Source organism: Microbispora sp. CSR-4, assembly GCF_008033685.1.
Classification (GTDB): Bacteria; Actinomycetota; Actinomycetes; order Streptosporangiales; family Streptosporangiaceae; genus Microbispora.
In genome coordinates this window covers 21991-42754 of sequence record NZ_VJVX01000033.1, presented here as the reverse complement: position 1 = coordinate 42754, position 20764 = coordinate 21991, and the positions used below count along the sequence as shown (strand labels likewise).

General features: G+C 72.6%; 14 protein-coding genes. 9 read left to right on the top strand and 5 right to left on the bottom strand.

Annotated features, from left to right (window positions below; translation table 11 throughout):
• Nucleotides 1-4: 4 nt before the first annotated feature.
• From FLV34_RS23340 to FLV34_RS23325, 3 genes are all read right to left on the bottom strand, one after another.
• A complete protein-coding gene (locus FLV34_RS23340) occupies nt 5-2359 on the bottom strand; it encodes an acyltransferase family protein (protein WP_147944053.1) in 2355 nt (784 codons plus the stop codon).
• Nucleotides 2360-2676: 317 nt separating this feature from the next.
• On the bottom strand, nt 2677-4629 hold the full coding sequence (locus tag FLV34_RS23335) for an LCP family protein (protein ID WP_147944052.1): 1953 nt from the start codon (nt 4627-4629) through the stop codon (nt 2677-2679).
• 296 nt (nt 4630-4925) lie between these two features.
• A complete protein-coding gene (locus FLV34_RS23325) occupies nt 4926-6587 on the bottom strand; it encodes a hypothetical protein (protein ID WP_261985871.1) in 1662 nt (553 codons plus the stop codon).
• A 287-nt stretch (nt 6588-6874) separates the two neighbouring features.
• Between FLV34_RS23325 and FLV34_RS23320 the strand changes: the two genes are divergently transcribed.
• From FLV34_RS23320 to FLV34_RS23310, 3 genes are all read left to right on the top strand, one after another.
• On the top strand, nt 6875-8974 hold the full coding sequence (locus FLV34_RS23320; RefSeq protein ID WP_261985870.1) for a hypothetical protein: 2100 nt from the start codon (nt 6875-6877) through the stop codon (nt 8972-8974).
• A 92-nt stretch (nt 8975-9066) separates the two neighbouring features.
• Nucleotides 9067-9969: a glycosyltransferase family 2 protein gene (locus FLV34_RS23315; protein WP_261985869.1), complete on the top strand. Its 903-nt coding sequence runs from the start codon at nt 9067-9069 to the stop codon at nt 9967-9969.
• Nucleotides 9966-11075, top strand: a complete 1110-nt coding sequence (locus FLV34_RS23310) for a glycosyltransferase family 4 protein (RefSeq protein ID WP_147944050.1) — start codon at nt 9966-9968, stop codon at nt 11073-11075. The genes FLV34_RS23315 and FLV34_RS23310 overlap by 4 nt, the downstream gene beginning before the upstream one ends.
• Here the strand turns inward: FLV34_RS23310 and FLV34_RS23305 are convergent.
• Nucleotides 11039-11992, bottom strand: a complete 954-nt coding sequence (locus FLV34_RS23305) for a lysylphosphatidylglycerol synthase domain-containing protein (RefSeq protein ID WP_312845742.1) — start codon at nt 11990-11992, stop codon at nt 11039-11041. The genes FLV34_RS23310 and FLV34_RS23305 overlap by 37 nt on opposite strands.
• A gap of 178 nt (nt 11993-12170) precedes the next feature.
• On the opposite strand from FLV34_RS23305, the gene FLV34_RS23300 reads away from it, so the two are divergent.
• The 5 genes from FLV34_RS23300 to FLV34_RS23280 all read left to right on the top strand — a co-directional run bounded on the left by FLV34_RS23300 (nt 12171) and on the right by FLV34_RS23280 (nt 17514).
• Nucleotides 12171-13025, top strand: coding sequence for a class I SAM-dependent methyltransferase (locus FLV34_RS23300; protein WP_142648081.1), 855 nt, complete (start codon nt 12171-12173; stop codon nt 13023-13025).
• Entirely contained in the window at nt 13022-13948 is a 927-nt protein-coding gene (locus FLV34_RS23295; RefSeq protein WP_142648082.1) for a lysylphosphatidylglycerol synthase domain-containing protein, read from the top strand. The genes FLV34_RS23300 and FLV34_RS23295 overlap by 4 nt, the downstream gene beginning before the upstream one ends.
• Before the next feature lie 230 nt (nt 13949-14178).
• Nucleotides 14179-15306, top strand: a complete 1128-nt coding sequence (locus FLV34_RS23290) for a glycosyltransferase family 1 protein (protein ID WP_142648083.1) — start codon at nt 14179-14181, stop codon at nt 15304-15306.
• A 140-nt stretch (nt 15307-15446) separates the two neighbouring features.
• On the top strand, nt 15447-16535 hold the full coding sequence (locus FLV34_RS23285; RefSeq protein ID WP_142648084.1) for a sugar phosphate nucleotidyltransferase: 1089 nt from the start codon (nt 15447-15449) through the stop codon (nt 16533-16535).
• Between the two features lies 1 nt (nt 16536).
• Nucleotides 16537-17514, top strand: coding sequence for a DNA-3-methyladenine glycosylase (locus FLV34_RS23280; RefSeq protein ID WP_147944049.1), 978 nt, complete (start codon nt 16537-16539; stop codon nt 17512-17514).
• Here FLV34_RS23280 and FLV34_RS23275 read toward each other — a convergent pair.
• On the bottom strand, nt 17499-17846 hold the full coding sequence (locus FLV34_RS23275; RefSeq protein WP_147944048.1) for a hypothetical protein: 348 nt from the start codon (nt 17844-17846) through the stop codon (nt 17499-17501). The genes FLV34_RS23280 and FLV34_RS23275 overlap by 16 nt on opposite strands.
• Nucleotides 17847-18043: 197 nt before the next feature.
• Between FLV34_RS23275 and FLV34_RS23270 the strand changes: the two genes are divergently transcribed.
• Nucleotides 18044-20665 carry a bifunctional FO biosynthesis protein CofGH gene (locus tag FLV34_RS23270; protein WP_147944047.1) on the top strand — a complete coding sequence of 874 codons (2622 nt, stop codon included), beginning with the start codon at nt 18044-18046 and terminating at the stop codon, nt 20663-20665.
• Nucleotides 20666-20764 lie beyond the last annotated feature (99 nt).

Genomic DNA, 20764 nt, shown 5'->3' with positions numbered 1-20764 from the left:
CGGCTTAACTTCCGGTGCTCGCCGGCTGCGCCGGCCGCGCGCTCGGCCTCCGGTACAACCAGGTCAGCCGGGGTTCGAGCAGCCACTTGAACGCCGTACGGGTGATCGGCAGGCACAGCACGATGGCCAGCGCGAAGCAGGAGCACGCGATGGCCGCCACGCCGAGCGGGCCGTGCAGCCAGGAGAAGCTGAGCCAGCCCATCTCCTTGGCGATCATCACCGGCACGCCGTGCAGCAGGTAGCAGTAGAGCGTGCGGGTGCCGAGGTCGGTGAACCACGTCTGGCGCTTGGGGACCAGCGACATCACGGCCGCCGACATGGCCAGCGCGGCCACCAGCAGGGCCGTCCGCAGCATCATGCCCTTCCACCAGACCAGGTGGAGGGTCTTGTAGCTGTTCTTGTAGTAGATCGGGCCGAGCTTGATCGAGTAGTTCTTCACCAGGAAGATCGCCACGGCCGCGGCGCCCAGCAGCACGAACGCCGACAGCACCATCACCCAGCGCTTCTTGAGGAAGTCGAAGACCTCCGGCTTGAGCACGAGACCGAGGACGAAGAACGGCATGAGGCCGAAGAAGCGGTCCATGCTGAAGTCGCCGGAGAGCTGGGAGAACCCGGCGAACAGGTATACGACGATCGAGATGATGAACGGGTACTTCATCCGCTTCCACACGGGTGTGGACAGCCGCCAGAACAGCAGCGCGAGCAGATACCAGTTCAACCAGGCGGGGTCGGTGATCGTGATGCTGAACTTGTGCCCGAAGGCGGTGCGCAGCACGGCGTACCCCAGCTCGACGATCACGTACGGTACGAGGAACGTGTCGACGAGCTTGTTGGTCTTCGCGTTGGAGTTCCAGAAGTTCCTGGACAGGTAACCGCTGACGATGACGAACAACGGCATGTGGAAGACGTAGATGAACAGGTACGCCGCCCGCGAGGAGTCGGCCGCCAGCGTCGGGACCAGCGAGTGGCCGATCGGCACCAGGGCGATGCCGACGAACTTCACGTTGTCGAGGTAGGGGTCGCGCGGCTTCTTGGCCCGGGGCGCGTGCTCCCGCGCGGGCTCGCCCTCCGCGCCGTCACGCCGCTTCGCGCCGTGGGCGGACGGGTCGTCCGGCCGGGCGGGCGCGGCCTCGGCCCAGGCGGGCAGCGGGGCGCGCAGCGGCTTGCCGAGCGGGCCGGTCTGGCGGGGGTCGTTCGCGCCGCCTGAGCCGTCCTGGGAGCGCCGCCAGGGGTCCCACTGGGCGGGGTCGGCGCCCTGACCCGGCCACGCGGGGGCCGGCGCGTACGGCGCGGCGCCGAAGGGGTCGTCCGGGGTCACGGCCGGGCCCGCGCCGGACGGGCCGGTGCCGGCCGGGCCGGTGCTGGACGGGGGAGTGTCGAGGAAGGGGTTCGCCGTCCGGCCGGCGGCCGCCGGCGGGGGCTCGGGGAAGCCGGGAGGTTCGGGGAAGCCGGGAGGTTCGGGGAAAGCGGGAGGTTCGGGGAAACCGCCGAAGCGCGTTCCCGCCGTGTCGGCCCCGGCGCCGAAGGCCGGGGTGGGGAAGGCCGGGGGCTCGCCGAAGGGGGGCGTGGGGGCGTCTGGGCCACCCTGTGCTCCGGGGCCTGCCTGTGGTCCGGACGAGCGCCGGGCGGCGCCGGGGAACGCGTCCGCGAGGTTGCGGGGGCCGTTCTCCGGGAACGCCTGGGGCCACGCCGTGGGACTGTCGGCGGCGCCCATGGGCGAGGCGGCGTGCTCCGCGCCCTGACGAGCCGTGTCCGCGCGATCCGGGCCCCGGCCCGCGGAGAAGTAGTCGAAGCCCTCCGGCTGCGGGGCGGACGCGGGTGGCATGCCCATGCGGGAGGCGCCCGGCCGGCGTGGCTTCCGTACGGGCAGGGGCGGCTTGTCGTCCGGTGCGGACGTGCCCGGTGTGGAGGTGCCCGGTGTCGAAGCGCTTGGTGTGGAGGCGGTGGGAGTCGGGGCGGCGAGGGGAGCGGCACCGGTGCTCCGCGGCTTGCGCACCGGCAGCGGCGGCTTGTCGTACGGCGAGGCCCCGGCGGGTGCGGAACCGGCCGGCGCGGGGCCTTCGGGGTTCCCCGTCTCGGCGGCGCCTGTCGCGCTGCCCGCCGCGCTGCCCGTGCTGCCCGGGCCCCTCTCACCGGCGCTCTCGTCGCCGGGCGCTCGAAAGCCGCTCTCGTGACGCCCGTGCTGCTCCGCTTCCGGACCACCCGTGGTCTTCGGCTCCCGCCGCGGCAGGCCGCCGCCGTCCGGAGCGGGCCAGTCTCCGGTGATGCGGCTTATCACTCCGGTGGGAGCCTCTTCGGCGTCGGGGTCGTTGCCTTGTGGAGATCCGGGAACCGGGGCGTGATGGCGGGAGTCACTCACGGGAGAAACGCTCAGCTATCTGTTGGGAGGCTCGGGGGAACGGCCACGCATGGCGTAGCGTCGCCGCGTCCTTTCGGACACTAGCGAAGGCGCCCCGGCGCATAAGCCCGAACGGGCGAACAGGGCGCGTCCGCCAGGTGTTCACCCTAACGTTCTTGAACGCGTATGTCGCCTCTGGGGCCGAACGAAGCTCTTGTGGCTTCTGTGAATCCCGGTGTCAGAACGCCGGAAACCGGCAGACCGCCGGAAACGGAAACGGGCCGGGGCTCCGCGTCCTCGTGGACGACGCAGGAGCCCCGGCCCGGCCGTGGCGCGGTTCAGGTCGCGCAGGGGTTGGTGTCGGCGGTGATGGCGTTGTCGCCCAGGTCGATGGGCGAGCGGACGCCCTTCCAGTCGGCGCCGACGACGAGCTGGATGATCGGCCCGCGCACCTTGCCCTTGGGCGCGTCCGGCGGGGGCGAGGACGGCGTGAACGGCGTGACCGGGCCGCTCGCCACCTTGCCGGTCTCCGGGCTGACGGGGTTGAGCAGCTTGCCGACCAGCATCTTCGAGTAGTTCCAGCCCTGACCGGTGTAGCGGACCATGGTCTTCGGCTGATCGGTGCCGTCGGGCTTCCTGGCGTCGCCGACGCCGACGACGTTGAAGCCGAGCGCGGAGAGCTCCTCGGCGACCTCCTTGGCCCGCCCGGCTGTGTTGGTGCCGTTGAACACCTGCACCTTGACCTGCTGCGGCTTGGTGACCACCGGGCCGGACGGCGAGGCGGCCGCGGTCGGGGTGGCGCTCGCGGTCGGGGTGACCTCGGTGTCGTTCGCGATGGCCTTGAAGAGGTTGCCCGCGGCCGGCTGCTTCCACTGGACGCGGTTCTTGTCGGCGACGTACGGCTCCCACGGCACGGTGGTGGCCTTGAAGCCCTTCGCCGAGAGCTTCTGCGCGCTCTGCGCGATCTTGATGAGCTCCTCGGTGTTGAGCGCGTCGTCCATCGTGACGGACTTCGCCGCGGCGGCGATGAAGTTCTGCAGCTTGCCGACGTCGGTGAGCAGGGCGCTGCTGGTCGCCTTCTTCACGACCTGGGAGATGAAGACCTGCTGGCGCTTGATGCGGGAGATGTCGCTGCCGTCGCCTAGGCCGTAGCGCAGCCGCACGTAGCCGAGCGCCGCCTCGCCCTTCACGATCTGCCTGCCGGCCGGGAGCTGGAGCTTCGCCTTCTTGTCGTTGACGGCCTGCGGCAGGCAGATCTCGATGCCGCCGAGCGCGTTCACGATGTTCTTGAAGCCGGTGAAGTCGACCTTCACGTAGTGGTGGATGCGGATCCCGGTGAGGGTCTCGATCGTGCGGCGCGTGCAGATCATCCCGCCGTCGGAGAACGCGGAGTTGATCATGCCGAGGTGCGCCGGGACGAGCGTCTTGTTCTTGTTGTAGCAGGCGGGGATCATCACCATGGAGTCGCGGGGGAAGCTCAGCAGCGTCGCGCCGTCGCGGTTGGGCGACACGTGCAGCAGCATGATCGTGTCGGTGCGCTCGCCGTCGTTGACCAGGTGCTGGCCGTACTTCTTGTTGTCACCCGCGCGGGTGTCGGAGCCCACGAGCAGCACGTTGATCGCGCCGGTCTCGTTGACGGGACGGTTCTTGTCGAGGTCGTCGGTGGACGCGCCTCTGTTGATCAGGCCGATCGTGCTCCGATAGACCTTGTAGGCCGTCAGCGTGCCGATGACCATCACACACGTGAGCACCACGCTGATCCAGCCGCCGATCCCCAGGCCGGACCGGCCGCCGCCCCCGCCGCCTCCGCGCCGGCGGGATGGCCTGTCGTCCGGGGGGAGATCCCCGCCGCCTCCGGAGGCTCGGCTCGCGGCGGTGGGGGCCGGGCCGAGGCCGTCATCGTCGCCGCCACGCCTGCGACCGCGCCGCCGCGGCGGCTCCTCATCCTCGTAGAGAGGATCACCGGGCTCGAAGAAGGGCTCGGGCGGCTCGGCGCGCCGCCCGCCTCTGCGGCGTCCTCCCGCGTCGTACGCCTCCGGTGGGTAATCGGGCGGGTAGTCGTCTTCGGGCGGTCGCTGCCGGCCTCGTCTCCCCGGCATCTCCGCGTAGCCCGCGGGGCCGGCGGCCACCGGCATGTCGGCGTATCCGGCGGGCCCGGGAGCCCCCCTGCGTCCGCGGGGAGCCTCGAAGGCGTCGTCGTACGCGCCGTCTTCCCGGGGACCCCAGACCCTCTGGTCGGCCGGAGCCGGCGGACGGCCGGAACGCGCGCCGACGCGCCTGTGCTCGCTCATCGCAGGCCCGCCCGGCAGGCGGCCGTACGGCCTGGTCGGGCGGCCGGACTAGTGGGCGAGAGGCCGGCAGGATTACTGGTTCGCTCGCGCACTTGTCCTCCTTGCCTGGCGATCACGTGGCGCTCCGAGGTTAGGTCACTGGAGCGTCTGCGGGCGCCGCGATTGGGAGGATCCGGGCCGCGATCACGCCGTGCCACGTCCCCCTGATCCAGGGGCAGAGCATACTAAACACCGACATTCTGGGTATGACATTGAGTTTCCCTTTACCGGGATTTGATGTTTCAGCCGCTGTTTGGTCAGCTCAGCCGGTCATGTCCGGTCTGGGAGGCCCGGACGGACAGGGCGGCGGCCAGACACGCGAGCGGCACCACGGGCAGGACGTAGCGGTAGTCGAACTGGGCCGTGGCGGGCGGAACGAGCAGCAGGGCCCAGGCGGTCGCCCAGGCGACGCCCCAGTTCGACGCGGACCCGTTCGAGCGGGCCCGGCCTGCGACGGCCCTGCTCGTGGCGGCCCTGCTCGCGGCTGCCACGTCCGGGCCGGCCCCGTCCAGGCCGGCCCCGTTCGAGTGCGCCCCGTTCGAGTGCGCCCCGTTCGAATGTGCGCCGTTCGAATATGCGCGGTGTGCGGCCGGCCGTCGCGTCCGCGCCGCCCCCGGCTGCCATCGGGCCCGCGCCGCGTCGCGCCACCACCGCGCCCGTACGGCCCAGGCGGCCGGGGGCACCAGGAGGATCACCAGCAGGGCCGTTCCTGGCAGCCGTACGACGCCCTGATAGGCCCGCATCACCCCGGCGATCGGCTCGACGACGTCCACCGCGATGGGCCCCTGCTCGTAACGCTGCGCGAACTCCTTGCCGACGAGCGCGGGGTGCCTGCCTGGCGACGGCGGCACGGTCGCCGGAAACTCGTAGTACCCGTACGTCTCCGGGTCCGGATAGACGGGGCGGCCGAGCGTGAACGACCTGCCGAGCTCGGTCAGCATGCCACGCAGGTAGTCGAGCGGCTGGCTGCGGATCGCGAGCGAGGCGAACCGACCGGCCAGGGTGTCGGTCTCCTTGGTGAACGTGATGCCGGGCAACCGGACGAGCGGGGACTCGGCGTTCCAGATGTACTCCTGGGACGCCGGCCGGGACGCCGGAGGCCGGGGATCGCACAATACGGCGAGGTCGGGCGGCGGCTTCATCACCGAACAGTCGGCGAACGCCATCGTGCGGGCATAGAGGAAGACTCCGTTGGAGCCGACCAGCCCGACGCGCTGGTAGGTCGCGTAGAACCAGCCCGCGTAACCCGCGATCGGCAGCAGCGCGGCCACCAGGAACGGCACGGTGAGCCGGGCCACCACCCTTCCCGGGCGGGCGCCGTCGGCCGCGCGGCGCACGCCGTACGCGAGCAGGAGCAGCGCGAAGACGGCGATCAGCGGCAGCCCGACGGTCCTGGTCAGCGTGGCGGCGGCCAGCACGAGGCCGAGCGCGGCGGCAGAGCGCGGCGTCAGGGTGCGGCGCATGGCCAGGCACACCGCACCCACGACCAGGAACGTGAACAGCGTGTCGGAGACGAGCAGGTGCTCCAGCTCGATCTGGTAGGCGTCGAGCAGCACCGGGACGCAGGCCAGGACGGCCGCCCACCGGGGGCCGCCGCGCCGCAGGACGGTCACGTAGACCATCACGCCGACGAGCAGCCCCAGCACATGTTGCACGGTCACGACCAGGGCGAAGCTGTGGAACGGCTCCAGCAGCCTCAGAAACATCGAGTAGCCCGCGGGGCGGACGAGGTCGGGCCTCGGCCGCATGGCCGTCACGACGTAGGTGTAGGAGTCGGGGAACCACAGCGCGGGCCGGTAGCCGAGCATGGTCACCAGCCGCAGCAGCGTCCCCAGCCCGAAGACCACGAGGAACCACCGGTGCCTGCGCGCCCACCCGCGTAGCTCCGTTCGCGTCGCACGCGCGCGAGCCCTGCTCATCGGTCCCCGGCTCATCGGTGCCCGGCTCATCGGTCTCCGGGACGGCGGCTCGCCGGACAGAGCAGGCTCGGGACGCGCGTGCCGCGGCCCGTCCCACCCGGGCCAGGGCGCCGAGCCCCGGCCGTCCGACACCCTCATATGGCCCCCCTGCCTGCCTCCCGGCGTACGCTACCGGCTCCGTACGACCCCCCGTGCGAGCCGAGCACGCGCCTGTGGAAATCGCGACGCGCGCAGCGGACGATCTTCCCGGTGAAGGCGTGGGGGCCGCTAATCTCGGGGGCATCCCAGTGAACAGATCCGGCCGCACACGGCTGCCGTCCGAGCGGGAGGCGGCGGGCAGGACGCTCGCGGCCGTCTCCGTCGTGCCCGCGCTCGCGCTGAGCGGATGGCTGCTCGCCGGGCTGCCGCTGCTGCTGCTCGGGTGGTTCCGGCCGCTGCCCATGGCGCTGCTCGGCGGCGCCGCCGCCCTCCTGCTGTGCGTGTGCGGCCTGCGCCGCCTGCCCGGGACCACCGCCGCGCCGCACCGGTGGGCCACGGCCGCCACGTTCGCCGTGGCGCTCGGATCGGGAGTGTTCAACGGGCTCCTGCACGGCGAGCAGCTGATCGTCCGGCGCGACCCGTCGACCTACGCGCAGTACGCCGTCTGGCTCGCCCGGCACGGGTCGCTGCCGATCCCGGTGAGCGACTTCGGCGGCCCCGATCCCGCGCTCCGCTTCGACAGCATGGGCGTCTACATGACGGGCGACGGGATCGTCCCCCAGTTCATGGCCGGGCCGCCGATGACCTACGCGATCGGCCACTGGCTGGGCGGCGTCCCCGGCCTGCTGCTCGTGCCGCCCGTGCTGGGCGCGCTCGCGGTGCTCACCGTCGCCGGGACCGCCGCGCGGCTCGTGGGCACGCGCTGGGCGCCCCTCGCCGCGCTCGTGTTCGCGATCAGCCTGCCGATCCTCTACACGTCGCGGACGACGTTCAGCGAGATCCCATCGCTGATTCTGCTGTTCGGCGGGATGAACCTGCTGCTCGACGCCCGCGCCCGGCTCGGCGCGGCGCTGCCCGGGGCGGGTTTCCCGTCCGCCGTGCTCGCGGGGCTGTCGTTCGGGCTGGCGCTGCTGGTGCGCATCGACGGCCTGCGCGACGTGCTGCCCGTGCTCGCCTTCGCCGGGCTGCTCATCGCGCTGCGGCGGATTCCCCGCGAGAGGCCCTATCCCGAGGGACGGCTGGGCGTGCCCCTGCTGACCGGCCTGGTCGTGGGCGCGCTGTGGGGGTTCATCGGCGGCTATGTCCTCGCCCGGCCGTATTTGGAATATCTGTCGGGCTCGCTCGTCCCCCTGCTCGCGATCTGCGCCGTCGTCGTGGTGCTCACGGCCGCCGGCACGGCTCTCGCGCCCTGGATCGCCGTCCGCGCGCGCCGCCTCCCCAGGGTGAGATGGCTGCCGGACGCCGCCGCGGCCCTGGTGGTGCTGGTCATGATCGGCTTCGCCGTGCGGCCCTGGGTGCAGACCGTGCGCCGTCACGCGGTCACGCCCGAGGACCGGCTCACGGCCGACTTCATCGAGAAGACGCAGATCGCCAACGGCCTCGCGAAGGACTCGTCCCGGCTCTACTACGAGCACTCCCTCGACTGGGTCTTCTGGTACGTCGGGATTCCCGCCGTCGTGCTGGCCACCCTGGCGGCGGCCGTGCTCGTGCGCCGCCTGATGAAGAGCGGCCTGACGAAGGAGTTCGGCTGGCTGCTGCCGCTGGCCGTGATCGGGTGGACGGCGGTGACGACGCTCTGGCGTCCCGCGATCACTCCCGACCACCCCTTCGCCTCGCGCAGGCTGGTGCCGGTCGTCATCCCCGGCCTGGTGCTGCTCGCCGTCTGGGGGCTGCACTGGCTTACGGAACGGCCGGCGCGTACGCGCTGGTCCAGCCCGGCACGGTCGCGGGTCGCCGTCGCGGCCGGGGCGCTGCTGATGGTGATCCCGCCCGCGATCACGTCGATCGGCACCGCGTTCACGCCGGTCAACCGGGGGGAGGCCGCCGCGGTGGCGGGCCTGTGCCGGGCGATCCCGGCGAACGCCTCGGTGCTCATCGTCGAACGGGTCACCGGCGACCGGCTGACGCAGGTCATCCGCGGCCAGTGCGGGCTCCCGACGGCCCGGGTGGTCTATCCCCAGAAGTCCGACGTGCCGCTGCAGGCCGACGTGCTGCGCCTGGCCGAGGCCGTCCGCCGTACGGGCCGCGTGCCCGTGCTGCTCGCCGCCGAGCCCGAGCAGCTCATGGCGTACGGCCCGGCGCGACGGGTGATGAGCCTGCGCACCCGGCAGGACGAACGCTCGCTGGTCGACCCGCCCAACGGCACCTGGTCGCTCACCGTCAACGTCTGGATGACCGTGCCCACCTGACCGGCAGGAGGCGTCCGGGAAGTGAGACCGCGATGTGCCGGGGCAGAGTACCCTAGCCGGACGTGACCTCGCCCGAGACCTCTGGAAGCGCCGTGACTCCCGCAGAAACCCCGTACGTCACGATTGTCCTGCCGTGTTACAACGAGCAGGACCACGTCATCGACGAGGTGGAGCGCATCTGCGCGGCCATGGACGCCAGCGGGTACACCTACGAACTGCTGGCCGTGGACGACTGCTCCACCGACCATACGCTCGCGCGCTTGGAACAGGCCGCACCGCGCTTCCCGCACATGCGGATCAGGGCGTTCCACCGCAACGGCGGTTCCGGCACCGTACGCAGGATCGGCAGCCAGGAGGCCCGCGGCGAGATCGTCGTGTGGACCGACGCCGACATGAGCTACCCGAACGAGCGCATCCCCGAGCTGGTCCAGATCCTGGACAAGGACCCGACGATCGACCAGGTCGTGGGCGCGCGCACCACCGAGGAGGGCTCGCACAAGATCCTGCGGGTGCCGGCGAAGTGGTTCATCCGCAAGGTGGCCGAGCGGCTGGCCGGGCAGAAGATCCCCGACCTCAACTCGGGCCTGCGGGCCTTCCGCAAGTCGGTCGCCAAGCCCTACCTGCGGCTGCTGCCCCCCGGCTTCTCCTGCGTCACGACGATCACGCTGGCGTTCATGTCGAACCAGCACGACGTCTTCTACCTGCCGATCGAGTATTCGAAGCGGGCCGGGAAGTCGAAGTTCAACTTCGTCTCCGACGCCTACCGCTACATCCTGCAGGTGCTGCGGATGGTCATGTACTTCAACCCGCTCAAGGTGCTCATGCCGCCCGCGCTCTGGCTGGTCGGCATCGGGTTCGTCAAGGGCCTGTACGACGTGATCCGCTACGGCTTCTACCTCACCAGCAACGCCATCGTGATCTTCATCTCCGGCATGCTGATCGGGTCGGTGGCCCTGCTGGCCGACCTGATCGTCCGATCCCGGGGTGATGTGTGAGGATCGCGATCGTCGGCCCGACATATCCGTACAAGGGCGGCGGGGCGCAGCACACGACCGAGCTGGCCCACCGGCTGCGGGCGCGGGGCCACGACGTGGTCATCGAGTCGTGGCGGGCGCAGTATCCCTCGTTCCTCTACCCCGGGCAGCAGACGATCGACAGCCCCGAGGGCGAGCCCTACCCGGACACCCGCCGCGACCTCGACTGGCGGCGGCCGGACGGCTGGGTGGCCTGCGGGCGGCGGCTGCGCGCGGCCGACCTCGTCGTGTTCGCCGTGCTCAGTCCGGTGCAGGTGCCCGCCTATCTCGGCATCCTGTACGGCCTGCGCCGCCGGGCGCGCGTGGTGGCGTCGTGCCGCGAGGCGCGCGTTGTGGCGCTGTGTCACAACGTGCTGCCGCACGAGAGCAAGCCGTACGACAGGCCGCTGATGACGGCGCTGCTGCGCCGGGTGGACGGCGTGCTCGCGCACTCGGAGCAGCAGGCGGACCTCGCCCGCGCGCTCACCGGCGCGCCGGTGCGGGTGGCCGCACTCGCACCGCACCTGCCCGCGCGCGGCGCGCGGAAGGCCGCGGGCCGACAGCCCTCGGGCAGGCTGCTGTTCTTCGGCATCGTGCGGCCCTACAAGGGGCTCGACCTGCTGCTTGAGGCCCTCGCGCAGGTGCCCGGCGTACGGCTGACGGTCGCGGGCGAGTTCTGGGGCGGCCTGGAGGACACCCGTGCCCTGATCGCCCGGCTCGGCCTGGCCGATCGGGTGGAGATCCGGCCGGGATACGTGGCGGCCGAAGACGTGCCCGGGCTGTTCGCCGAGGCCGACGCGCTCGTGCTGCCCTATCGCTCGGCGACCGCGAGCCAGAACGTGTGGCTCGGTCACGAGCACGGCGTGCCGGTGATCGCCACCCGGGTCGGGGCGCTGCCCGACAACGTACGCGACGACGTGGACGGCCTCCTGGTCGAGCCGGGCTCGGCCGGCCCGCTGGCCGAGGCGATCAAGCGGTTCTACGAGCCCGGGACGCCGGAGCGGCTGCGGGCGGGTGTGGCGCCCGTCGATCCCGAGCCGCACTGGGCCGTCTACCTCGACACGTTGCTGGCGGCGTCGGAGAGCTGAGCGGCCGGGACGGCGCGGCCGCGGGCGAGCAGGAAGCCGAGCCCCGCCCAGACGGCGTCGCCGGCGGTGAACATCACACGCGACACCACGGCGACGGCCAGCGCCCGGGGCGTGTCGAGCACCGGCGCCAGCGCCACGACCATCGCGCCCTCCCGCACGCCGATCCCGGCGGGGACCACGACCGTGAGGATGCCCGTGGCCCAGGCCAGCGCGTACGCCCCGGCGGCGACGGCGTAGAGGGACGGGCCGGCGGGCCGCATCCCGCCGACGAGCACCCACAGGTGCACGCCGTAGACGAGCCAGCCGGCCATCGTCCAGGCGGCGGCCTTGGCCATCTGCGCGCCGCTGAGCACCCGGTCGAGCGGCTCCCTGCGGGCGACGCGCAGGGCGAGGTTGAGCCCCCAGGTCATCACCCGGGGGTGGAGGCCGACGAGGATGAGCGGCACCAGCGCGAGCAGCCACCACGCCTGTCTGGCGATCTGCCCCGGCAGCGTGGCCGCGGCGAGGGCGAGCGCGCAGCCCAGGGAGGTCACCAGGCCGAGGGCGGTGGCGCTGAACGTCCGCCGCGGCGGCGCGCCGTGGTCGCGGGCCAGCTCGATCATCGCGGCGAACGCCCAGACCGAGCCGGGGATGTACTTGCCGAGCTGGCCGACGAACAGCACCCGTGCGGCCACGCGCAGCGGCAGGGGCGAGCCGAGCCCGGCGAGGATGTCGCGCCAGGCGACCAGCATGAATCCGAGCCCGGCGAGCACGGCAAGGAACGAGCCCCCGAGCGACCACCATGACAGCCGCGACAGGGCGGCCGAGGTCTCCGTCCAGTTGCGGGCCAGGCCGTACGCCAGGAAGGCGAGCGCGACCAGGGCCAGCAGCACCCGCAGCAGCGGGCTGGAGCGCAGGCGGTTCAGCAGGCGCGGCACGCGCCCCAGGGTAAAGCCTGAAGCTACTCGTGGGTAGGTCCGCCGCGCCGGGTTGTCCACAGGGTGGGCCGATCGGGAGACGGGGGCGGCGCGGGCACGGGTACTGTTGGGCAGCGTGACGACCAGGGTGAGCGGACGACCAGGGTGAGCGGAGGACGAGAGTGAGCGGGGGGCGAGGATGAGCGCGGAACGCGCGGCCCAGCTCGAATACTCCGAGTTCCAGGCCGCGATGCTCGACGAGGACAAGCGCAGGCGCAAGGCCGCGAAGATCATCGCGGTGCTCGCGCACTTCCTGGGCAGAGACACGGCCAAGCCCGGTGAGGTGCTGTCGGGGCTGACCGTCGGCGACGTCGGGTGCTCGGCCGGGTTCATCGCCGACGAGCTCGCCGCCGCGGGCGCGCGCCGCACGCTCGGGCTCGACATCGATGTGCCTGGTCTGCGCAAGGCGTCCGACCGTTTCGGGGGGCGGGTCGGGTTCGTCTGCGCGGACGGCTCCCGCCTGCCGTTCCCGGACGGGTCGATCGACGTGCTGGTCTTCAACCACATCTACGAGCACGTGGTGGACCCCGACGCCGTGATCGCCGACATGCACCGGGTGCTGTCCGACGACGGCGTGCTCTATCTCGGCCTGGGCAACCGGCTCGGGATCATGGAGCCGCACTACAAGCTGCCCTTCCTGTCCTACCTGCCGCCCGCCGCCGCCGACCGTTACGTGCGGGCGTTCGGCCGGGCCGACCACTACTACGAGCGCTTCCGCACCCGGCCCGGGCTGCGGCGGATGCTGGCGGACTTCCACGTGTGGGACTACACGTTCCCGGTGCTGGCCGCGCCCGAGCGGTTCGCCGGGGGCGAGCTGTTCCCCGGCGCGGTCGGCCGCGCCGCCAAGGCCACGCTGGAGCGGACGCCGCGCCCGGCCCTGCGGGCGCTGCTGCCGGTCGTCCCCACCTATCTGTGGGTCGCGACCAAGACGCCCCGCCGTCCCCTCGGCGCGCCGCTCCCGCAGTCGCCCGAGCCGGTCCGCACGTCCCGATGACCCGCCGCAAGGCCGTGCGCGCGCTGTTCCTGCTCGTGGCGCTGGGGTTCGGCGTCTGGGCGGTGGCGAGCCAGTGGACCGCCGTGGCGGACGGGTTCGCCCGCCTGTCATGGGTGGAGCTGACCGGCTCGCTGGTGGCGGTGCTCGGTGCGCTGCTGTCGGGGATGCTCATGTGGCGGGCGCTGCTGACCGACCTGGGCTCCCCGCTGGCGTTCACCGACGCGTCCAAGATCTTCTTCGTGGGCCAGCTCGGCAAGTACATCCCCGGGTCGGTGTGGCCGATGCTCGCGCAGATGGAGATGGGCCGCGACCACGGCATCCCCCGGCCGCGCAGCGCCGCCGCCTTCTTCCTGACCTATCCGATCTATCTCGGCACCGGGTTGCTGGTCGCCGTCGTCACGCTGCCGGTGCTCGCCGGGCAGTCGGTGATGAGATACGCCTGGCTGCTGCTGCTCGTGCCGGTGGTCGCCGCCGCCCTGCATCCGAAGGTGGTCAACGGCGTCATCGCGTTCGGGCTGCGCGTGCTGCGCCGCCCGCCGCTCGAACGGCCGCTCACCCGGCGCGGCGTGCTCGTCTCGTGCGGCTGGGCCCTGGTGGGCTGGGCGGCGTACGGCGTGCACCTGGCGCTCGTCGTGCACGGCCTCGGGGCGGGCGGGCCCTCGGCCGTGATCCTGAGCTTCGGCGCGTTCGCGCTCGCCTGGTGCCTGGGGTTCGTGTTCGTGATCGCTCCGGCGGGCGCGGGTGTGCGGGAGGTCGCGATGGTGGCCGCGCTCGCCCCGGTGCTCGACCGGCCCGCCGCTATCGCCGCCGCGCTGTGCTCCCGGCTCATCGTGTCCGTCGGCGACCTCGTGTGCGCCGGCGTCGCCGGTCTGGCCTCCCGGCGCGTGGTCCGTACGCGGGAGGAACCCGTAACCCGGGCCTGAATCCGTGGAATCGGCGCGGGTCGGCCGCGCGCGGACATGATCCTCATGTGATATCCCTCACGTTTTGGGGGACGCCGGAAATAGAGTGACAAGCAGGGACGCGGGGGAAGGCGTCAGTTCGTGGCGTGGGCCCCCGGCCCTGCCGGAACACCGCCGGAACCAGCGGGACCGCGCGGGCAGGGGAGCGATCCTCCCGGCCCGGTGCGGGCCCAGTGAGGGGAGCGATTCATTTGACACCCCGGGTGCTCGTCGACGCCGCCGCGGTCCCCGCCGATCGCGGCGCCCTGATCAGGTATGTCGATGGACTGGTCGCGGCCCTGCACGAGGCGGGCGCGGACCTCGCCGTGGTCTGCCAGCGCGCGGACGCCGAGCGCTATGCCGCCCTCGCCCCCTCGGCGCGGATCCTGTCAGGACCGCCCGCGATCACGAACCGGAACAAGCGGCTGGCCTGGGAGCAGACCGGGCTGCCGGTCCTCGCCCGGCACGCGGGCGCCCAGGTGATCCACGCTCCCTACTACTCGATCCCGCTGAGCGCGGGCCTGCCCACCGTGGCCACCGTGCACGACGTCACCTCGTTCACCGACCCCGACCAGCACGACCCCGTCAGAGCCTCCTTCTTCCGGTCGGCCACCCGCACCGCCGTACGCCACGCCAGCCGGGTGATCGTGCCCTCCAAGGCCACCATGGACGAGCTGGTGCGGGTGCTGGCCGCCGACCCCACCCGGATCGACGTCGCCTATCACGGTGTGGACCCCGCGTTGTTCCACCCGCCCACGCCGCAGGACGTACGCCGGGTGGCCGGGCGCATCGGCCTGCACGGCCGGCCGTACGTCGCCTATCTGGGCGCGCTGGAGCCGCGCAAGAACGTGCCCAACCTGGTGACCGGGTTCGGCCGGGCGGTCGCCCACCTGTCCTCGCCGCCCGCGCTCGTGCTGGCCGGCGGCCCCGCCTGGGACGAGGAGGTCGACGCCGCCGTGGCCGCGCTGCCGCCCCGGGTGAAGGTCGTGCGTCCCGGCTTCCTGCCCTTCGCCGACCTGCCGGGCTTCCTCGGCGGGGCGCTCGTGGTCGCCTCCCCGTCGCGAGGCGAGGGGTTCGGGCTGCCCGTGCTGGAGGCGATGGCGTGCGGGGCGCCCGTGCTGACCACCCACCGCGCCTCGCTGCCCGAGGTGGGCGGCGACGCCGTGGCCTACACCGAACCCGACGCCGACAGCATCGCGCGGGCGCTGCGCGCCCTGCTGGAGTCGCCGGAGCGGCGCGCCTCGCTGGCGCGGGCGGGCGTCACCCGCTCGCGCGAGTTCACGTGGCGGCACTCGGCGGAGGCGCATCTGCTCGCCTACCAACGGGCGGTCGAGGGCTGACCAAAACGATGGATCATGAAAGTTTCGCGCGGCGGCCGGAGATCGTGCCAGTGTCATGAAACGTCCGCGCAACGGTCGGCATCGGCGAGCCATACGGACGGCCTACCTAGGCTACCCTCGCGGCTGTGAGGGAGAGTTCTGTGCGGTCGCCTGACGGTCTCGAGGCGATCCTTCTCGTGGGCGGCCAGGGCACGCGTCTGCGGCCGCTGACGCTCAGCACGCCCAAGCCGCTGCTTCCGACGGCGGGGGTGCCCTTCCTCGCGCACCAACTGGCGAAGGCGCGGGCCTACGGAGTGCGCCGCGTGGTCTTCGCGACGTCCTACCGCGCGTCGATGTTCGGCGAGGCGTTCGGCGACGGGTCGGGCTTCGGCCTGGAGATCGTCTACATGACCGAGGACACCCCGCTCGGCACCGGCGGCGCGATCCGCAACGCCGCGCGGGCGCTGACCTGCCCGCCCGACGCGCCGGTGCTCGTGCTGAACGGCGACATCCTGTCGGGCCACGACATCGCGGAGCAGGTGGACCTGCACGTCTCACGGGGGGCCGCGGTGACCCTCCACCTCACAGAGGTGGACGACCCGTCGCGGTTCGGCTGCGTGCCGACCGACGACGACGGCCGGGTCAGCGCCTTCCTGGAGAAGACCCCCAATCCCGTGACGAACCGGATCAACGCCGGCTGCTACGTGTTCCAGCGCTCGGTCATCGACGCGATCCCCGAGGGCCAGGTGGTGTCGGTCGAGCGGGAGACCTTCCCCGGCCTGATCGCGGCCGGCGAGCTGGTGCTGGGCTACGCCGACACGTCCTACTGGCTCGACGTGGGCACCCCGGCGGCGTTCGTGCAGGGCTCGGCCGACCTGGTGCTGGGCAAGCTCGCCTCGCCCGCGCTGCCGGGCCCGGTGGGCGAGTGCCTCCTGCTGGACGGGGCCGTCGTGTCGCCCGAGGCCAAGGTCACCTGCGGCACGGTCGTCGGCCCGCGGGCCAGGGTCGAGGCCGGCGCGAGCGTGCGCGGCAGTGTGCTGTCCGAGGGCTGCCACGTCGCGTCCGGCGCGACCGTCGTGAACTCGGTCGTCGGCGTCGGCGCCCGCGTCGCCTCCGGCGCGGTGCTGCGCGAGGTCGTCGTCGGCGACGGCGCGCACATCGGCCCCGGCAACGAGCTCACCTCCGGCATGCGCGTCTGGCCCGGGGTGAACCTGCCCGAGTGCGCCGTCCGCTTCTCCAGCGACGTGTGACATGATCCCCGCGGCCTCCACCGGACGGCGAAGCGAGCGGCGCTGGCGCCCGTCCGCGCAGCTCGACGTCGCGTTGACGCTGTCGCCGCACCGGCGCGGGGGAGGCGACCCGGCCTGGCGGCGTACGCCGGACGGGGCGATCTGGCGCACCTCGCGCACCCCGGAAGGGCCCGGCACCCTGCGCGTGACGGCGAGCCGCGGCGAGGTCCACGCGCAGGCGTGGGGGCCGGGTGCGGGCTGGCTGCTGGAGACGCTGCCGTCGCTGCTCGGCGCCGAGGACGACATCGAGGGCTTCGCCGCCCTGCTCGCGCGGCTCACCCGCGCGGGCGACCCCCGGCAGGCCCGCGCCGCCGCGTTCGTCGCGGGCCTCGCGAGCCGCGCCGCCGGGCTGCGGGTGGGGCGCTCCCTGCGGGTCTTCGAGGCGCTCGCGCCCGCCGTGCTCGAACAGAAGGTGGTCGGCAGGGAGGCGTGGCGGGCCTGGCGCTTCCTGCTGCGCCGTTATGGCGAGCCGGCCCCGGGCCCGGCCCCCGAGGGCATGTACGTCATCCCGCCGCCGGAGGTGTGGCGGGAGATCCCGTCGTGGGACTGGCATCGGGCGGGCGCGGAGGCCGTACGGGCCAGGACGATCGTCAACGCGGCCCGGCACGCCGGGAAATTAGAGGGCACGACCACGGCGGCGTCATCGGAGGAGGCGGACCGCATGCTGCGGGCGCTGCCGGGCATCGGCGTGTGGACCTCCGCAGAGGTGCGCCAGCGGGCCCACGGCGATCCCGACGCCCCGAGCGTGGGCGACTTCCACCTGCCGGGCATCGTCGGCTACGCGCTGACCGGGCAGAAGACCGACGACGACGGCATGCTCGACCTGCTGGAACCGTTCCGGGGACACCGCCACCGCGTGGTCAGGCTGATCGAGCTCAGCGGTGTCAGGCCGCCGGCCCGTGGCCCGCGCATGGCCGCGCGGGACTACCGGGCCTTCTGACGACGTGCGTTCACGTTCTGGTTGATCCCGCAGTCGTCGATCCCGTCCACGCACCTGCCGCTGAGGGTGTCGGTGAAGACGCTGACGCTCGTCACCTGCTGGAGGCCGGTGAACGCGATGGCGTTGTTGCCGGCGGCGGCGTTCACGTTGCGCCTGCCCCTGGAGATCTGCAGGGGGCCGCTGGCGATCGCGGGCGTGTTGGCCGTGTTGCGGCCGTCCGTGACCTGCTTGGCGTGGCCCTTGCTCTTGCCCGATCCGTGGCCGTGCCCCGCCTGCACAGCCCCGAACGCCGTGCCGGCGAGCGGCGCCGACAACCCGACGACGAACGCCACAACCAGACAAAACGCGCCATCCACCCTGATAACGGCCATCTATTCCCCGCCCGTTCATCGATCTCGCTCCAGCGCTCATACCCTCCGGCCGCAAACTCCCCGGCGCGGCTGCGCCATGACTTCTCCCGTGACTTCTCCCGTACGTGCGGCCGGGGGCTGAGTGCGCCGGACGGACCCACGCCTCATAGGGTGCGCGTATGACGGCGAAGCGACTCCCGAACGTCAGCTCCGACAGCGGCACCCGCCGGGCACTCGCGCGGGCCAGGGACGGCAAGGCCCTCGACCTCGCGGAGGCGGCGATCCTGCTGCGCGCCCGCGGCGACGACCTGGACGCCCTGCTCGCGCACGCCTCGCGGGTCAGGGACGCGGGGCTGGAGGCCGCCGGCCGGCCCGGTGTCATCACCTACAGCCGCAAGGTGTTCATCCCGCTGACCCGGCTGTGCCGGGACAGGTGCGGCTACTGCACGTTCGCCACCGCGCCCCACAAGCTGCCCGCCGCCTTCCTGTCCCCGGACGAGGTGCTGGACATCGCCCGCCAGGGCGCGGCGATGGGCTGCAAGGAGGCGCTGTTCACGCTCGGCGACCGGCCGGAGGACCGCTGGCACCAGGCGCGCGAGTGGCTCGACGCCCACGGATACGACGACACGCTGTCGTACGTCCGGGCGATGGCGATCCGGGTGCTGGAGGAGACCGGGCTGCTGCCCCACCTCAACCCCGGCGTGCTGACCTGGAAGGACCTGCAGCGGCTCAAGCCGGTCGCGCCGTCGATGGGCATGATGCTGGAGACCACCTCGCGGCGGCTGTTCACCGAGAAGGGCGAGGCCCACTACGGCTCTCCCGACAAGGACCCCGCCGTACGGCTGCGCGTGCTGGAGGACGCGGGCCGCTCCAGCGTGCCGTTCACGACGGGCCTGCTGATCGGCATCGGCGAGACGATCGAGGAGCGGGCCGAGTCGATCTTCGCGATCCGCCGCGTCGCCAGGGAGTACGGCGGCATCCAGGAGGTCATCGTCCAGAACTTCCGCGCCAAGCCCGACACGGCCATGCGCGGGATGCCCGACGCCGACCTGCACGAGCTGGCCGCGACGATCGCGGTGACCCGGCTCGTGCTCGGCCCGAAGGTCCGCGTGCAGGCGCCGCCCAACCTGATCGGCGAGGAGTACGCGCTGATGCTGCGGGCGGGCATCGACGACTGGGGCGGGGTGTCGCCGCTCACGCCCGACCACGTCAATCCCGAACGCCCCTGGCCGCAGATCGACGACCTGGCGGCGCGCACCGCCGGCGCCGGGTTCACGCTGCGCGAGCGCCTCACGATCTATCCCGAGTATGTGCTCGCGGGGGAGCCGTGGCTCGACCCCCGCCTCACCGAGCACGTCGCGGCGCTGGCCGACCCCGCCACCGGGCTCGCCCGGGAGGACGCGGTGCTCCGGGGCCGTCCCTGGCAGGAGCCCGATGGTGGCCTCGTCACCGGAGGGCGGGCCGACCTGCACACCGCCGTCGACGCCGAGGGCCGTACGGGCGACCGCCGTGCCGACTTCGACAGCGTGTACGGCGACTGGGACGCGCTGCGCGAACGCCTGCCGGACGCCCGGAGCCGCACGGTCCGGGCGGACGTGCGGGAGGCGCTGCGGCAGGCGGAGGCCGACCCGGCGCGGCTGACCGAGGAGCAGGCGCTGACGCTGCTCGACCTCGCCGGTGACCAGTCGGGGGCGGGCGCCGACGACGCCGGTCTCGACGAGCTGTGCCGGATCGCCGACGGGCTGCGCCGCGAGGCCGTGGGTGACGACGTCACCTACGTCGTCAACCGCAACATCAACTTCACCAACGTCTGCTACACCGGCTGCCGGTTCTGCGCGTTCGCCCAGCGGCGCACCGACGCCGACGCCTACACGCTGTCGCTGAGCGAGGTCGCCGACCGGGCCCAGGAGGCGTGGGAGGCCGGGGCGACCGAGGTGTGCATGCAGGGCGGCATCCACCCCGACCTGCCCGGCACGGCCTACTTCGACATCGCCCGCGCGGTCAAGGAACGCTGCCCCGAGATCCACGTGCACGCGTTCTCGCCGATGGAGGTCGTCAACGGCGCGAGCCGTACGAACCTGTCGGTCGAGGAGTGGCTGATCGCGGCGCGGGAGGCGGGGGTCGACTCGCTGCCCGGCACGGCCGCCGAGATCCTCGACGACGACGTGCGGTGGGTGCTGACCAAGGGCAAGCTGCCCACCCGGGAGTGGATCGAGGTCATCACCACGGCCCACCGGGTCGGCATCCCGACGACCTCGACCATGATGTACGGCCACGTGGACACCCACGAGCACTGGGTGCGCCACATCCGGCTCATCCGGACGATCCAGGAGGAGACGGGCGGGTTCAGCGAGTTCGTGCTGCTGCCGTTCGTGCACCACAGCGCCCCGATCTACCTGGCGGGGATCGCCCGGCCGGGGCCGACCGCGCGGGAGAACCGGGCCGTCCACGCGCTGGCGCGGATCATGCTGCACGGCGCGATCCGCAACATCCAGTGCTCCTGGGTGAAGCTGCGCGACGACCTGTGCCGTGACGTGCTCGCCGGAGGAGTGAACGACCTCGGCGGCACGCTCATGGAGGAGACGATCAGCCGGATGGCCGGCTCGGAGAACGGCTCCTACAAGACGATCAGCGAGATCGCGGCCATGGTCGCGCCGACCGGCCGTCCGCTGCGCCAGCGCACCACGTCGTACGGCACGCCGAGCGAGGAGCGGGCCGAGGCGGCCCGGCGCAGCGACGGGGTGTGCCAGTCGGTCCGCAGGCCGCTGCTCACGATCTCACCCGCCTCCCGGTCCGAGTAATTGGACGCGCTGTATATAACGAGTTCTAATTCGCTCTTGCGCCGTACGCGGGGTGGGCGGGCAGAATCGCAGTGCCGTCGATGAGCCTGGGAAGGGACC

Excerpts from the sequence above, each read along its gene's own strand:
- FLV34_RS23335 (WP_147944052.1), bottom strand. The coding sequence starts at position 4,629 with ATGAGCGAGCACAGGCGCGTCGGCGCGCGTTCCGGCCGTCCGCCGGCT.
- FLV34_RS23325 (WP_261985871.1), bottom strand. The coding sequence starts at position 6,587 with ATGAGCAGGGCTCGCGCGCGTGCGACGCGAACGGAGCTACGCGGGTGG.
- FLV34_RS23300 (WP_142648081.1), top strand. The coding sequence starts at position 12,171 with ATGAGCGCGGAACGCGCGGCCCAGCTCGAATACTCCGAGTTCCAGGCC.
- FLV34_RS23295 (WP_142648082.1), top strand. The coding sequence starts at position 13,022 with ATGACCCGCCGCAAGGCCGTGCGCGCGCTGTTCCTGCTCGTGGCGCTG.
- FLV34_RS23280 (WP_147944049.1), top strand. The coding sequence starts at position 16,537 with ATGATCCCCGCGGCCTCCACCGGACGGCGAAGCGAGCGGCGCTGGCGC.
- FLV34_RS23270 (WP_147944047.1), top strand. The coding sequence starts at position 18,044 with ATGACGGCGAAGCGACTCCCGAACGTCAGCTCCGACAGCGGCACCCGC.